Source organism: Thermodesulfomicrobium sp. WS, assembly GCF_027925145.1.
GTDB lineage: Bacteria > Desulfobacterota > Desulfovibrionia > Desulfovibrionales > Desulfomicrobiaceae > Thermodesulfomicrobium.
In genome coordinates this window covers 2,002,844-2,017,402 of the sequence record NZ_AP027130.1, presented here as the reverse complement: position 1 = coordinate 2,017,402, position 14,559 = coordinate 2,002,844, and the positions used below count along the sequence as shown (strand labels likewise).

Below are 14,559 nucleotides of genomic sequence, written 5' to 3'. Positions count from 1 at the left end.
AAACGCCCTCATCTGGTGCGCTTAGGCCGTGGAATGGGTGTCGCGCCGCCGGGTCCACCAGGCAAGGATGCGCTGGGCGCGTTGCTCCCAACTCCATGCCTGACTTTGGGCCAGGGTCCTGCGGCGTTGCCGCTCCTCTGGAGTCAGGGTCAGGGCCCGGCGGATGGCGGCGGCGCAGGCAGCGGCGTCGGCGGGGGGGAAGAAGAAGGCCGTCTCCGGGGTGAGGACCTCGCGCAGCACCGGGAGGTCTGCTGCCACGATGGGCGCGCCTGCGGCCAGGGCCTCGAATACCTTGATGGGGCACAAGGATGCGGTGGTGTGGTCCGTAGGACCGCTCCGTTCGGTTTTGGTGTAGGGCAGAAGAAGGATGTCGGCGTCGGCCAAGAGGTCCGGCACTTGGGCATGGGGTACGGCAGGGTGGAGCAAGAGGTTGGGGGCGTGCGCCTCCTCTCCCAGGGCGCGGATTTCCTCAGGACTGCCGCCCACGATGGCAATGTGGACGTCTGGCATCTGTGCCGCCAGGCGCGCAGCGAACCTTGCCCCTTTGCCGGGCTGGAGGGAACCGCAGTAAAGGACCACGGGACGCTGCAGGGCATTCGGCGCGCAGAGACGGGCGAGGAGTCCACCTTGGGACTGGGCGAAGCGGCAGGAATCGACAGCAGCATGGGCCACGAGGATACGATCCGGGGCAAGGCCGGCCTGTTGGTAGCGCTGGCAAATGCTCTGGGAGATGGCCACCAGTCCGTTGGCATTGTGACCGAGGGCTTGGGCGAGACGCAGGATTCCGGCCTTGGCGTCGTCGCGGACCGGATCGTGGGATTCCATGAGTACCGGCGTGGGGCCAGAGGCCAGGGCCAGGGCGGCCTTCGCGCTGCGGGTGTAGATGAGGTCCGCCGAGGGGAGGCGGCTCATGGCCTGGGTCTCGAAGTGCGAGGGATGGAAGAGGCTTCGGAAGACGATGCGCAGGTTGGCCGGGGCCGTAAGCCCGTAGGGCGTCAGGAGCCGGCCGCAGAGGTGCGCGGTGATGCCTCGCCAGGTGGCGGGCAGGATCGCGGTCACCTCTTCCACCTGGGCGGCGAAGGCGCAGAGCATGTGCGCCACCTGGACGCTATTGGCGTGGCGCGAGGGGATGCGCGAGGCCGCGATATAGAGCAGGTGTCGAAGCATGGAGGTACCCCATGGTGAGCCCCAAGGTCGTGAACATCAGGGCCGCTATATTGCTGGAAAAGAGCTGCACGTGCAGCTGGAGGTGGAGTACAAAGAGGACCCCGAGGCTGGCGAGGAGCGCGGCCGTCGGATCGTCGCGGCGGCGCCAGGCAGATCGTATCGGGACGACCCAGGCGATCAGCATGGCGGCAAGGCCAAGGATCCCGGTCTCCGCTGCCAGGTGAAGGACGATGTTGTGGGCGTCGTCCAGACGCTCTGGGGTGTGGTCCGCTGGATGGCGCTTGCGGAACTCCTCCACGGCAGGAGTTGCCTGGGTCTTGAAGGTCTTGAACCCGCATCCCAGGAACGGATGTTTCTCAAAGAGGTGCATGGCCGCGAACCATACCGCCACCCGCTCGTAGGTGGAGGGGCTGGTGAGCTCAAAGCTGTGGGTGAAACGGTCCATCTGGCCGGAGAGTAGGGCTGCGGTGGCGAGGGCAACGGCGAGGATGCCGACAGCTGCGGCATGGAACGGCCGGCGCACCCAGACCAGGGCCGCGACCAGGGTGGCGAGCATGGTGGTCCGACGTCCGGTGGCGGCCAAGAGTCCGGCGAGGATGAGGGTGGGGCCCCAGGCGGGAAGCTGCTGGCGGGCTAGGGCATGGCCGAGCATCACCAGGATGGCGCTGGCGAGAAACAGGGCCGTGCGGGTGATATTGGCAAAACCAAGGGCTGGGTCGGGAAAAATTCCCCAGTATACGCCCACCCATCCTAGGGCCACCACGAGGAGCACCAGTAGCGAGAATACCTTCCATCCGGAGAGCAGCTTGGTGGGAAATTGCAGGGCCACCAGCTTGCCCAAGGCCCAAAAGGCCGCGGCATTGCCGATGGCCCCGAGGCTGGCAGGGGAGGTGCGGCCAAGGGCGATTTGGGTGAGTACCACCGCGGCGAAGCAGGTCAGGCCGAAGAACACCGGGTCGCGAAAGAATCCGGCGGGAAGCTTGCGGGCTGCCCCAGCCCACAGCACCACAAGGCCGGCGGCCACGGCCACGGAGCCTACCCAGCCGGTCTTGAAGAGGCAGGCCAGGGCCAGGGCCGCAGTGAGGACGAGGGAGACGCAGGAGATCAGTGTCATGCTCTCTTCTCCAGGCGGATCACGAAAGCTTCCAGGGCGTCCAGCATGGCCTCTCGACTGGGGACAGCCTGCCAGAAGGCCTGGCGCAGCAGACGAAATTCCTCGTCGCAGAGCCGGGTGAGGCGCAGGAGGGCCTCGGCGAAGGCTTCCGGGCCGGCGTCTGGAGGCAGCAGCAGCCAATGGGCCGCAGGCGGCCAGATCTCGGCGATACCGCCGACGTTGCGGGCCACGCACACCAGGCCTGCGGCCATGGCCTCCACGAGGGCGTTGGGCAGCCCCTCGCTGGTGGAGGCGAGCACGAAGACATCGGCCTGGGCGATGCGGGCCGGCACGTCCGGCACGAATCCATGCCAGGTGACGTGGTCGGCGAGACCCAAATCCTGGGCGTGGCGCGGCAGGGAGTCCTGGAGCGAGCCGGTGCCGTAGACGTGGTAGTGGAAGGGAATGCCGCTGCCGGCAAGGCGCTCCAGGGCCGCCAGCACCGTGGCGTGGCCCTTGTCGGGATTGAGCTGGCTGGCGGAGACGAGGGCCAGCGGGGTGTGGGGGCCGTGCTCCGGGCATGGCCCGCGGCGTTTTCCAGTGTGGATGACTGCTGCAGGCAGCGGGCGCAGGGCGGGGACGGCGTGGCGCACCCCGTCGAGCACCTGCTGGCATGGGGCGAGCAGGTAGGGCCGCAGCAGCTGGGCGTCCAGCCAGGGGGAAGGTCCGGGTTTGAGGTCCCCGGCCAGGCCCACGCGGTGCACCACCGGGATGCCCAAGATTCGGGCCGCCAGCCCCACGGTGCGCAGGTCCTTGCCGACATTGCCGCAGACCACTTGGGCCCCGAATCTTTGCAGCTCGCGTGCGGCCCGCAGGATGGCCACGGGGTTGTAGTCCGGGCCAAAGGTGAAGGCGCAGGTCTCGCAGCCCAGCAGGGCGGCCCGGCGCAGAAATTCCCCCGGCCGGGCAAGGAGGAGCACCCGGTGGCCGCGCTCCCGAAGACCGGCGGCCACGTCCAGGGTCCAGGATTTGACCCCGCCCCATTTTTTGCTGGCATTGGCAAAGACGAGGTTCATGGCCGCCCCTGCCGCAAGAGCGTTTCGTAGAGGTGAAGGGTGCGCTCCACCATGGCCTCCAGGGAAAAGCGGGCAAAGAACGGGGCAAGATCCGCCGCAGGGCTTGCCATGGCCGCCTCCATCTGGGCCGTGGCCGGCAGCTCGGGCCGGAAGAAGTACAGGCGCGGAGCCACCGGCGCCATTTCCCGCAGCGGGGCGCTCTCCTGTGCCAGGACGGGAAGGCCCATGCCCAGGGCTTCGAGCACGATGCCGGGCATGCCCTCCACCCCGGGCGGGGAGGGAAAGAGGAGGAGGTCCAGGGCCGCGTAGAAGGCGGGCATGTCGGTGAGGGGACCAAGGAAGTGCACGCGTCCGTACAGCCCAAGAGCGTGGACGTGGCGCTCGAGGGCGGTGGTGTCTCCGGGCCCGGCCACGACGAGGTGAACGTGCGGCGGAGTCTGTGCCATCCAGGAGATGCCCTGGGCAAAACCCTTGCTGCGGGTGATGCGGCCGGCCATGCCCAGGACCACGGCCCCTGGGGGAACCCCCAAGGCGGCGAGGGACATGGGGGTGACGTGCTCGGGCGGGCGGCGGATGCCGTTTTCCAGCACCACGACGCGGTTTGGGGCAAGCCCGGTTCCTGCGAGAAAATGCTGGCGCGCCTCCTCGGAGACGCAGCACACCGCGTGCGAGCAGATCCGGTGCACCAGGGCTTCTTTTTGGGCCTGGAGCCTGCGGCGCCAGGGGGAGGCGGCGTACCAATGGAGAAAGGCGGAGTGGACATGTCCCACGCGCACCGGTGCTCCCACCAGGCGGGCAGCGGGAAGGCCAAGCACATTGCCGCCGTAGGAGTGGGTGTGAACGATGGTGGGCTTGAGCCGGCCAAGGAAGGCGGCCAGGCGCGCCACGGCCGGAAAGCGCCGCGGCAGGAAGTGGGTGGCCACCCCGTGGTCGCGCAGCTCCTCGAAAAAGACGCCGCGGTCTTTGTAAGTGATGACGTGCACCGCGAAGTGGTCGGTCAGCAGCGGCAAGAGGTCGCGCAGCCGGCGCTGCACCCCGCCGAGGCCGAGGTTGTTGGTGATGCGCACGAGCACGGGCTTGCGTGGATTCACGTGCCCTCCGCACGGTGTGTGGGGCAGCAGGAGGGGACCATGGCGGTTTTGGGGTGCGGCCGAAAGAGCCAGCGGTAAAAGATCGGCTCCGGCAGGCGGGCCGTTAGGCGGGTAAGACCCGCGGTCACCAGGAAGGCAAAGGCCAGGCGCGTCCAGAGCAGGCCCGAAGGGTGGCCGCCGATGAGGGCAAGGAGCAGGGTATCTTCGATGACGGCGTGGGCGAGTCCCATGAGGGAGATGGCCGCCACGGTATCCTTGGGGCTCACGTGGCCGCAGCGGGTCTGTGTGAGGATGAGTCCGCTGCCATAGGAGAGTCCGAGCACGGTGCCGGCTACGGTGATGAGGGCCGCTTCCGGGCCGATGCCCATGGCCCGAAGCAGTGGGGTGAGCAGGCGCACTGCCAGGCGGGTGAGACCCGCGAGGTCGAGGAGGCGCATGAGCCCGGAGAGCGTGACAATGATGGCGAGGATCCCGAGAAGGCTGACGGCCTGGCTTTGCAGAAACGCCATCCAGCCAGGGTCCGCCGGGGCAGGGACCCAGCCGAGGCGTGCCGGTGCTTCCAGGACCCCGAAGATCTGGGTCGTCCGGGCAAAGATCCAGGCCAGGAGCACGGCACCAAGGAAACGCAGGAGGAGTTGGAATAGCGGCCGGGCGCCCGCCAGGCGCGCCACCTGGAGCTCCACGGGCAGGGAATGGGCGAGGAGTACGAGGATGCCCAGGGTGGTGGCCTGGCGGATGGTGAGATCCAGCCCTGGCGCGAGGGCGGCAAAGACCGCGAGCCCGCCGTAGATGGAATTGAGCATGGCCGTGGCCCATACGAGCCCCAGTTCCGGGGGCAGACTGAGGACGTTCATGACCGGGGAGAGGGGCGCTGCCACCCAAGGGACAAGTCCCGCATCGTGGAGTAGGCGCACGATCACCACGGTGGGGATCAGGACCTTCGTGAGGGCGATCCACGCGTGCAAGGACTTGCGGCCGATGGCTATGGCCTCTTGCTGGATACGAGAAACGAGGGCGGCAGCCATGGCTTAGAAGATTTGCTTGAGCAGGTCTTCGCCTTCGCTTCCCACAGGCGCGTCCAGGGGGATTTCCGCCGTGGCATTGGGCGCGGTGCCGTTGACAAAGGGCAGGGTGATGCCTTGGGCCGCTGGCCAGCCGGTGGTCGGGTCCACGGTCGCCCAGACGATGCCCTCCGGCGCGGCGAAGTCCTCGGGAGGATAGTCCGGCTCCACCTGGCGGCGGTAGTCGATCCAGATGGGCAGCGCCACCTGGGCGCCGGTCTCGTGCCTGCCCATGGGCCGTACCTGATCGTAGCCCACCCACACGCCGGTGAGCAGATACGGGGAAAAGCCCATGAACCAGGCGTCCTGTTCGTTGTTGGTGGTCCCGGTCTTGCCCGCCAGGGGACGGCCCAAGACCTTGGCTGCGGTGCCCGTGCCTTCCTGCACGACTCCTTGCAGCATGGACACCATGACGTAGGCGGTCTGGGGGGACATCACCTCCTGGGGGGCGAGGGGGTCGCTTGCCAGGGTTTCGCCCCAAGGAGACAGGACCTCGAGCACCAGGCGCGGGGGGATCGTGCTGCCCAGACGGGCAAACGTGGTGTAGGCCTGGCAGAGGTTGATGGGGGTCACCTCGATGGCCCCCAGGGCCATGGAGAGGTACGGCGGGAGCTCCGTGGTGATCCCCATGGCCCGGGCCCGCTCGATGATCTTCTCCACTCCGATGCGCTGGGCCACCCGGATGGTCACCAGGTTGCGGGACTTCACCAAGGCGGTGCGCAGCAGGGTGGGACCGTAGAAATTGCCTTCATAGTTTTCCGGCTTCCAGAGCTTGTCGCTGCCGTCGTCGAGGACCACCGGGGCGTCGAGGACCACGCTTGCGGCGGTAAACCCATTGTCCAGGGCGGCGCTGTAGACGATGGGCTTGAAGGCTGAACCGGGCTGGCGCTTGGCCTGGGTGGCGCGGTTGAACTGGCTGCGGAAGAAGTCGTAGCCGCCCACCAGGGCCAGGACTTCGCCGGTGCGGGGATCGAGGGAAACCAGCGCCCCTTCCACCCCGGGGTCTTGCTCCAGGGTGAGGGGCAGAACCCCGTTTGGGGCAGGGCCGGTGACGCGCACCCACACGGCGTCCCCCGGTCGCAGCGGGGCCTCGCGCAGGCGTTTGGCCGTGTCGGCAGGCAGGCCGGTATCGAGTTTGCGTATCCACCCGAGGTCTTTTGCCGGCACCAGTCCGGTGCGGCTGCGGGGAAGATGGATGTGGGCCCCGGCTTTGTCCATGCCGGCCACAATTCCTAGGGCGCGGGTGCCGGGGGTGAGGCTTTCCGTCTCGTGTGCGCCAAGCCAGGCGGTGCGGTTCGCTTCAGGCACATGCTCCACCGGGCCGCGCCAGCCGTGGCGTTTGGAGACGGTGATGAGCCCCCGGCGCAGGGCCTCTTCGGCGATGGCTTGGTGCTTGCGGTCAATGCTCGTGCGCACCGTGAGCCCGCCGGTGAGCACCATATCCTCGCCGAAGCGGGCAAAGAGCTGGCGGCGCACCTCTTCCAGGGCGTAGGCCCCCACCTTCCACGACGGGTCGGGCATGGGATGGTAGCTGAGGCGCTCGGCGCGGGCGGCCTCGTATTCTTGGGGCGTGATCCAGCCCAGTTCCACAAGCCGGCCCAGGACGTAGGCTTGTCGCTCCTGGGCACGCTCGGGGGCGATCAATGGGGAGTAGCGGCTGGGTGCCTTGGGCAGCCCTGCCAGCATGGCCGCCTGCGCCAGGGTGAGCTCGCTGGCATGGACCCCGAAGTATTCCCGGGCCGCGGCCTCCACCCCGTAGACCCCGGCGCCGAGGTAGATCTGGTTGAGGTAGATGGTGAGGATCTCGTCCTTGGAGAGGAAACGCTCCAGGCGGTAGGCAAGGATCATTTCCTTGAGCTTGCGCTCGAAGCTGCGCTCCGGCGACAGGAGCATGGCCTTGACCGTCTGCTGGGTGATGGTGCTGCCCCCTTGGACGATGCCGCCGGCAAGGAGGTTCTTGATGGCCGCGCGCAGGATGCCGGGGATGTCCACTCCGGGGTGGGAGTAGAACGCGGCGTCTTCGGCGGCGAGAAAGGCCTTGGGCACCCAAGGGCTCATGCGCGACAGCGGCGTGAGGAAGCGTTTTTCTCGGTAGAAATAGCCGAGCACCTCTCCGTCGCGGGCAAGCACCGTGGTGGCCAGTGGCGGGGAGTAGTCCGAGAGCTTGGTCATGTCCGGGAGATCACTGGCCGCCATATGGTAGAGCCACCAGGCAGCGCCTGCGGCAGCGGCCAGGCCAACGACACACAAAAGCAGGAGAATCCGCACAAGACGCATGATTATTCCTCGGCAAAGAGCATGCCGCGCAGGGCGTGGACGTGGGCGCGCACGCGCTGGGGATCGGTGCCCATGAGGCGGCACAGCTGCATGGGCGCTGCCGCCTCACAGACGGCAAGACAGTTCGGGTTTTCAAAGGCCGTGAGCCGCCCGTGGATGCTCCACAGGGGATAGGTGCGGCAAAAAAGCGGCCGCACGGTGCGGGGAAGACTACAGCCCTGCGGGGTGAGCAAGGTGCAGGCGCTGTTTGGGGTGGCCAGGCGGCGGTGCGTGCCGTGGACGGGAAAGGCCGCCTCCACGGGGGCGCTAGGAAAGAGCCGGGCAAGGTGCGTGCAGAATGCCGCGGCGTTGGGTTCTTCGGCAAAGGCCGATTCCGGCACGCCAAAGGCCCGCAGCGCCTGGTACTCGGCCTCGGGCAGAGGAAAGCAGAAGCGTTCCTCCCCAGACGCATGGCGGCAGCAGGTGGGGTTTTTCAGGGCGCAGCGGCGGCAGACGTCGGGGTCGTTCATAGGCGCTGGAAACCGATCTGGCCTTTGCCGAGGAGGTCGTGGATGTGCACCAGCCCCAAGAGCACTCCGGCCTCGTCCACCACCGGCAGCACGGTGATGGCCCGGCGCTCCATGATTTCCAGGGCCTGCCAGCAAGGGGTGGCGGGGCGAACGGTCACCGGGTTGCGGCGCATGACGCGCAGGGCCGGGGTGTTCAGGTCGAGGGGGCCGGCATGGACCAGCCGCCGCACGTCGCCGTCGGTGAGCACTCCCAGGAGCCGGCCGTGGGCGTCGACGGCCGCGGCAAGGCCCAGGCGGCGGTGGTCCAATTGGGCGATGGCCGCGGCAAGCGGCGCGGTCTCGGAGACGGTGGGAAGCCCCTCGCGCACCATGAGGTCCGTCACCTGCAGGGCCAGGCGCTGGCCCAAGGCCCCGCCGGGGTGCAGGGTGCGGAACTGGTCGAGATCGAAGGATTTGGCCTGGATGAGGCACACCGCCAGGGCGTCGCCCAGGGCCAGGGTGGCGGTGGTGCTCGCTGTGGGCGCCACTCCCAGGGGACAAGCTTCCCGGGGCACGGCGGTGGAAAGCACCACGTCCGCCTTGCGGGCCAAGGAGGAATCGGGCCTGCCGGTCATGGCGATGAGGGGGCCGGCCAGGGTGCGCATGGTGGGCAGGATGGCCAAAAGCTCGGCAGTCTCGCCGGAGTTGGAGATGGCGAGCACTGCGTCGTCGCTGCGCAGCATCCCCAGGTCGCCGTGGGCCCCTTCCACGGGATGGAGGAAAAAGGCCGGGGTACCGGTGCTGCTCAGGGTCGCGGCGATCTTGCGCCCCACCAGGCCGGACTTGCCCACCCCGGTGACCACCACCCGGCCGCGGCAGGCCGCAAGCATTTCCACCGCCGTGGCAAAGGAGGCCCCCAGGGCCTGTTGCACGGAGGCGATGCCCTCCCTCTCGATGTCGAGCACCTGCCGGGCCAAGTCCACCCAGCAGGCAGCGGCCGCCGCAGCGCCGTGGCGATCGGTGGTCACTGGCATCCTCCGCAGCCGCTCTCCAGGGCCATCTTGCCGGCCCCGTCTTCCGGAGGCACGGGGTAGGCGCCGTTGAAGCAGGCCAGGCAGAAATTCCCCGGACAGGCGACGGTCTGCAGCAGCCCGCCCACGGTGAGGTAGTGGAGGCTGTCGAGCTCCAGGTAGCGGGCGATGTCCGCCACGTTGTGGTTGGCGGCGATGAGCTCGCCCTTGGAGGAGAAGTCGATGCCGTAGAAGCAGGGATAGCGGATGGGCGGGCAGCTCACGCGCATGTGGATCTCCCGCGCCCCCAGTTCCCGCAGCTGCTTGACCCGGGTGCGGATGGTGGTGCCGCGCACGATGGAGTCCTCCACGATGACGATGCGCTTGCCGCGGATCATGGATTTCACGGGGTTGAGCTTCATGCGCGCGGAAAAATCCCGCAGGTCCTGGGAGGGCTGGATAAAGGTGCGGCCCACGTAGTGGTTGCGGATCATGCAGGCCTCGAAAGGCAGGCCCGAGGCCTGGGCATAGCCCACGGCGGCATAGACCCCGGAGTCCGGGAAGGGCATGACGAAATCCGCCTCCACCGGGCATTCACTGGCCAGGATCTGCCCCATGCGCTTGCGGGCGGCGTAGACGTCGTGGTCGAAGACCAAGGAGTCGGGCCGGGCGAAGTAGATGAGCTCGAAAATACAGCTGCCCTGCACTTCCGCCGGTTCCAGCAGGCGGTGGGAAGTAAGGCGGCCGTTTTCCACCACCACCAGCTCGCCGGGATCGAGGCAGCGCAGGTACTGGGCTTCCAACAGGTCGAAGGCGCAGGTCTCGGAGGCCAGCACGTAGGCATCCCCCATGCGGCCCAAGGCCAGCGGCCGGAATCCCCACGGGTCGCGCACGGCGATGAGCTTGCCTTGCGTGAGAAAGAGCAGGCTGAAGGCGCCCTGGATGCGGGAGCAGGCCCGGGCGATGGCCTCTTCGATGCTGCCGCCGTTCCAGTATTTGGCCACCAGGTGGACGATGACCTCGCTGTCCATGGTGGTCTGGAAGATGCTTCCGGTCTCTTCCAACTCCTGGCGCAGGGAGCGGGCGTTCACCAGGTTGCCGTTGTGGGCCACGGCCAGGTCCACGCCTTTGTAGGTGACCTTGAAGGGCTGGGCGTTGCGGATGAGCGACGCACCGGTGGTGGAGTAGCGCACGTGTCCCATGGCCACCTGGCCCTTGAGCTGATGCCCGAGGTGTTTTTCCTCGAAGATGTCCGCCACCAGCCCCATGCCCCGCTGTTCGCGCAGCCCCCGTCCGTCCCAGGTGACGATGCCGGCGCTCTCCTGGCCGCGGTGCTGCAGGGCGTAGAGGCCGAAATAGGTGAGCCGTGCGGCCTCCGGATGGCCCGAGACGCCGAAGATGCCACATGCCTCTTTGATCACGACCGACCTCCGTAGTATTCTTGCAGACTTTTCACGGTGAGCGGCAGCCGGGTGCGTTCCCGCACCGCCTGGGCCAAGGCCCGGGCCGCGGAGAGGTTGGTGGTGTAGGGCAGGCCGTAGAGCACGGCGGTGCGCCGGATCTCGGAGGAGTCCTCCTTGGTGCGCTTGCCCGAGGAGGTGTTGATGACCAGCTGGATCTCGCCGTTCTTGATGGCGTCCACCACGTTGGGCCGGCCTTCGTACACCTTGTTCACCACCCGCGCCGGGATGCCGTGGGCCGTGAGGTGCGCCGCCGTGCCCCGGGTGGAGACGATGGCAAAGCCCAACTCGTGGAAGGTGCGCGCCGGCTCCACGATGCCGGCCTTGTCGCGGTCGTTGACGGAGATGAATACCGTGCCCGCCTCCGGGATGCGCTGGCCTGCGGCCAGTTGCGCCTTGAGGTAGGCCAGCCCCACCGAGGTATCCATGCCCATGACCTCGCCGGTGGAGCGCATCTCCGGTCCCAAAAGCGGGTCCACCCCAGGGAAGCGGTTGAAGGGCAGCACCGCCTCCTTCACCGAGAAGAATCCGCCCTTGCGCATGGCCCAGGGGTTCAGATCCTTGAGCTTGGCCCCGAGGAGCACCTGGGTGGCCAGCTTGGGAAGGGGCACGCCCGTGGCCTTGGACACGAAGGGCGCGGTGCGCGAGGCGCGGGGATTGACCTCGAGGATGTAGAGCCGGCCCTCCTTGAGGGCGAATTGGATGTTCATGAGCCCCACCACCCCCAGTTCCCGGGCCAGGGCCTGGGTCTGGCGTTCGATTTCCGCGATCCATTCTTGGTTCACGGTATGCGGCGGCAGCACGCAGGCCGAGTCGCCGGAATGGATGCCGGCTTCTTCGATGTGCTCCATGATGCCGGCGACATACACGTCTTCGCCGTCGGCCAGGGCGTCCACGTCCAATTCGATGGCGTTTTCCAGGAACTTGTCGATGAGGATGGGGTGCTCGGGCGTGACCTGGACGTTGCGGGCAAAATAGGCCGCCAGCTCGCCGTGGTCGTAGACGATGTCCATGGCCCGGCCGCCCAGGACGTAGGAGGGGCGTACCACCACGGGGTAGCCGATGCGCGCGGCCACGGCCTGGGCCTCCTCCAGGGTCACGGCGGTGCCGTTGTCGGGCTGCAGCAGTCCGAGCTTGTGGATGAGGGCCTGGAAGCGCTCCCGGTCCTCGGCGCGGTCGATGGCGTCGGGGCTGGTGCCGAGGATGGGCACCCCGGCGCGCAGGAGCGGTACCGCCAGGTTGAGGGGGGTCTGGCCGCCGAACTGGACGATGACGCCCAGGGGCTTTTCCTGCTCGACGATGGCCAGGGTGTCTTCCAGGGTGAGGGGCTCGAAATAGAGGCGGGAGGAGGTGTCGTAGTCCGTGGACACGGTCTCGGGGTTGGAGTTGACCATGATGGACTCGATACCCATCTCGCGCAGGGCCAAGGAGGCGTGCACGCAGCAGTAGTCGAACTCGATGCCCTGGCCGATGCGGTTGGGCCCGCCGCCGAGGATGACCACCTTGGGCTTGTCCGATACCCGCGCCTCGTTTTCCGGCTCGTAGGTGGAGTAGTAGTAGGGGGTGTAGGCCTCGAACTCGGCGGCGCAGGTGTCCACGAGCTTGTAGGCCGGGGTGATGCCCATGGCCTGCCGCAATTGCCGCACGTCGTCTTCGGCGCGCTTCCACAATGTCGCGATCTGGCGGTCGGAAAAGCCCATGCGCTTGGCCTCGCGCAGGGTTTCTCTGAGGTGGGCGTTGGTGGCGTCCAAGGGGCCGGTCAAGGCGGCATCGCGGATGATGCCTTCGTAGCGGACGATCTCCTGCATCTGGCGCACAAACCAGGGATCGATGCCGGTAGCGGCATGGATCTCTTCGGTGGTGGCGCCGCAGAGTATGGCGTGGCGGATCTGGAACAGGCGCCGGGAGGAGGGGGTGCGCATGGCGGAGAGGAGTTCGTCCTTGCCGAGGGTGGGGGCGTCGAAACGGGTGCCCAGCCCTGCGGCGCCGATCTCCAGGGAGCGCAGCCCCTTTTGCAAGGCCTCCTTGAAGGTGCGGCCGATGGCCATGGTCTCGCCCACGCTGCGCATGGCCGTGGTGAGCTCGTCCCGGGAGCCGGGAAATTTCTCGAAGGTGAAGCGGGGGATTTTGACCACCACGTAGTCGATGGCCGGCTCGAAGGCGGCCACGGTCTCGCGGGTGATGTCGTTGGGCAGCTCGTCCAGGGTATAGCCCACGGCCAGCTTGGCGGCGATCTTGGCGATGGGGAACCCCGTGGCCTTGGATGCCAGGGCCGAGGAGCGCGACACCCGCGGGTTCATCTCGATGACCATCATCTCCCCGTTTTGGGGGTTCACGGCAAACTGCACGTTGGAGCCGCCGGTCTCCACACCGATTTCGCGCATGATGGCCATGGCGGCGTCGCGCATGCGCTGGTACTCGGTGTCTGTCAGGGTCTGGGCCGGGGCCACGGTGATGGAGTCGCCGGTGTGCACCCCCATGGGATCGAGGTTCTCGATGGAGCAGATGATGACGCAATTGTCTTTCTTGTCCCGCACCACTTCCAGTTCGAACTCTTTCCACCCGAGAAGCGACTCTTCGAGCATGACCTCGGAGGTGAGGCTGGCGGCCAGGCCCTGGGCGGCGATGCACTCCAGGTCCTCACGGTTGTAGGCCACGCCGCCGCCTGTGCCCCCCAGGGTGAAGGCCGGCCGCACGATGAGGGGAAAGGAGAGGACCGCCGCGTGGCGGCGCACCTCGTCCATGGAGCGGGCGATGCCGCTTTTCGGCACGCGCAGGCCGATCTTCTCCATGGCCGCGCGGAAGCGCTCGCGGCTCTCGGCCTTCTCAATGACGTCCACCGAGGCGCCGATGAGCTCCACCCCCAGGCGTTCCAAGACCCCGTCCTTGGCCAGGGCCACGGCGGTGTTGAGGGCGGTCTGACCGCCCAGGGTGGGCAAGAGGGCGTCGGGCCGCTCGCGCTCGAGGATCTTTGCCACGGTGCCGGGTTCGATGGGTTCGATATAGGTGCGGTCCGCCAGAGACGGATCCGTCATGATGGTGGCGGGGTTGGAGTTGACGAGGATGACCGTGTAGCCTTCCTCCTTGAGGGCCTTGACCGCTTGGGTGCCGGAGTAGTCGAATTCGCAGGCCTGGCCGATGACGATGGGGCCGGAGCCGATGAGCATAATGGAGCGGATGTCGGTGCGTTTGGGCATCGTGGATTCCACCAGATAGGGCATGGAGGGTTGCGGGGACGCGGCGCTTTGGGGAGGCGCCGCAGCCGGGAAACCTAGCCGGAGGCGGCCCCCAGGTCAAATGCCGGGCCGACCGGCGGCGTCGGCGTGTTCCTTCCCCCAACAGCAGTCGGGCCCTGGATTTTTTGGAAAAGCAGGTGACGTCTGCTCCACCATCGCCTATGGAGGGACCAGCCAAGGAGGAGGCAGGTATGCGCATACTCATTGCCGAAGACGATTTCATCGCCCGCAAGATCTTGAGCCGAATGGTGGCGCATCTGGGAGAAAGCGACATGGCCGCTGACGGCGCCGAGGCCATGAATGCCCTGCGTCTGGCCTGGGATGCGGGACAGCCGTACGAGCTTGTCTTTCTCGACATCATGATGCCCGAGGCCGATGGCCGGGAAGTGCTGCGCTTCTTGCGCGAGGAGGAGTCCCGGCGTGGCATTTCCCCGGGCGCGGAGGCCAAGGTCATCATGACCACCGCCCTGGACGACGTGAAGACCGTGAGCGAAAGCTTTTTCAGCGGCGCCACGGGCTATGTGGTCAAGCCCATCACCCGCGAAGGCCTGGCCAAGGTCCTTTCCCAGGCCGGGGTGACGCCGCCGGCGTAATCCCGGG

At 67.5% G+C, this 14,559-nt stretch carries 11 protein-coding genes; 1 reads left to right on the top strand and 10 read right to left on the bottom strand.

The features are described 5' to 3' along the window. Nucleotides 1–21 precede the first annotated feature (21 nt). From QMF81_RS09690 to carB, 10 genes are read right to left on the bottom strand one after another with little or no spacing between them, the layout of a single operon-like run. The gene (locus tag QMF81_RS09690; RefSeq protein ID WP_281750605.1) at nucleotides 22–1,167 is read right to left on the bottom strand and encodes a glycosyltransferase family 4 protein; all 1,146 of its coding nucleotides are present in this window, start codon (nucleotides 1,165–1,167) and stop codon (nucleotides 22–24) included. Next, nucleotides 1,109–2,281, bottom strand: coding sequence for an O-antigen ligase family protein (locus QMF81_RS09685; protein ID WP_281750604.1), 1,173 nt, complete (start codon nucleotides 2,279–2,281; stop codon nucleotides 1,109–1,111). The genes QMF81_RS09690 and QMF81_RS09685 overlap by 59 nt, the downstream gene beginning before the upstream one ends. Continuing rightward, nucleotides 2,278–3,336, bottom strand: a complete 1,059-nt coding sequence (locus QMF81_RS09680) for a glycosyltransferase (RefSeq protein ID WP_281750603.1) — start codon at nucleotides 3,334–3,336, stop codon at nucleotides 2,278–2,280. Before QMF81_RS09680 ends, QMF81_RS09685 begins: the two co-directional genes overlap by 4 nt. Further along, nucleotides 3,333–4,427, bottom strand: coding sequence for a glycosyltransferase (locus tag QMF81_RS09675; RefSeq protein ID WP_281750602.1), 1,095 nt, complete (start codon nucleotides 4,425–4,427; stop codon nucleotides 3,333–3,335). The genes QMF81_RS09680 and QMF81_RS09675 overlap by 4 nt, the downstream gene beginning before the upstream one ends. After that, nucleotides 4,424–5,452: a hypothetical protein gene (locus QMF81_RS09670; RefSeq protein ID WP_281750601.1), complete on the bottom strand. Its 1,029-nt coding sequence runs from the start codon at nucleotides 5,450–5,452 to the stop codon at nucleotides 4,424–4,426. The genes QMF81_RS09675 and QMF81_RS09670 overlap by 4 nt, the downstream gene beginning before the upstream one ends. A gap of 3 nt (nucleotides 5,453–5,455) precedes the next feature. Further along, nucleotides 5,456–7,765: a PBP1A family penicillin-binding protein gene (locus tag QMF81_RS09665; protein WP_281750600.1), complete on the bottom strand. Its 2,310-nt coding sequence runs from the start codon at nucleotides 7,763–7,765 to the stop codon at nucleotides 5,456–5,458. A gap of 2 nt (nucleotides 7,766–7,767) precedes the next feature. Beyond that, nucleotides 7,768–8,274 (bottom strand): zinc/iron-chelating domain-containing protein, encoded by a 507-nt coding sequence (locus QMF81_RS09660; protein ID WP_281750599.1) that lies wholly within the window; start codon nucleotides 8,272–8,274, stop codon nucleotides 7,768–7,770. After that, a complete protein-coding gene (locus tag QMF81_RS09655) occupies nucleotides 8,271–9,281 on the bottom strand; it encodes a KpsF/GutQ family sugar-phosphate isomerase (RefSeq protein ID WP_281750598.1) in 1,011 nt (336 codons plus the stop codon). Before QMF81_RS09655 ends, QMF81_RS09660 begins: the two co-directional genes overlap by 4 nt. After that, the gene (gene purF, locus QMF81_RS09650; protein ID WP_281750597.1) at nucleotides 9,278–10,684 is read right to left on the bottom strand and encodes an amidophosphoribosyltransferase; all 1,407 of its coding nucleotides are present in this window, start codon (nucleotides 10,682–10,684) and stop codon (nucleotides 9,278–9,280) included. Before purF ends, QMF81_RS09655 begins: the two co-directional genes overlap by 4 nt. Beyond that, nucleotides 10,681–13,920, bottom strand: coding sequence for a carbamoyl-phosphate synthase large subunit (gene carB / locus QMF81_RS09645; protein WP_281752965.1), 3,240 nt, complete (start codon nucleotides 13,918–13,920; stop codon nucleotides 10,681–10,683). The genes purF and carB overlap by 4 nt, the downstream gene beginning before the upstream one ends. A gap of 230 nt (nucleotides 13,921–14,150) precedes the next feature. Between carB and QMF81_RS09640 the strand changes: the two genes are divergently transcribed. Next, on the top strand, nucleotides 14,151–14,552 hold the full coding sequence (locus tag QMF81_RS09640) for a response regulator (protein ID WP_281750596.1): 402 nt from the start codon (nucleotides 14,151–14,153) through the stop codon (nucleotides 14,550–14,552). Nucleotides 14,553–14,559: the final 7 nt, after the last annotated feature.

Excerpts from the sequence above, each read along its gene's own strand:
- QMF81_RS09680 (WP_281750603.1), bottom strand. The coding sequence starts at position 3,336 with ATGAACCTCGTCTTTGCCAATGCCAGCAAAAAATGGGGCGGGGTCAAA.
- QMF81_RS09690 (WP_281750605.1), bottom strand. The coding sequence starts at position 1,167 with ATGCTTCGACACCTGCTCTATATCGCGGCCTCGCGCATCCCCTCGCGC.
- QMF81_RS09685 (WP_281750604.1), bottom strand. The coding sequence starts at position 2,281 with ATGACACTGATCTCCTGCGTCTCCCTCGTCCTCACTGCGGCCCTGGCC.
- carB (WP_281752965.1), bottom strand. The coding sequence starts at position 13,920 with ATGCCCAAACGCACCGACATCCGCTCCATTATGCTCATCGGCTCCGGC.
- QMF81_RS09665 (WP_281750600.1), bottom strand. The coding sequence starts at position 7,765 with ATGCGTCTTGTGCGGATTCTCCTGCTTTTGTGTGTCGTTGGCCTGGCC.
- QMF81_RS09640 (WP_281750596.1), top strand. The coding sequence starts at position 14,151 with ATGCGCATACTCATTGCCGAAGACGATTTCATCGCCCGCAAGATCTTG.
- QMF81_RS09670 (WP_281750601.1), bottom strand. The coding sequence starts at position 5,452 with ATGGCTGCCGCCCTCGTTTCTCGTATCCAGCAAGAGGCCATAGCCATC.
- QMF81_RS09660 (WP_281750599.1), bottom strand. The coding sequence starts at position 8,274 with ATGAACGACCCCGACGTCTGCCGCCGCTGCGCCCTGAAAAACCCCACC.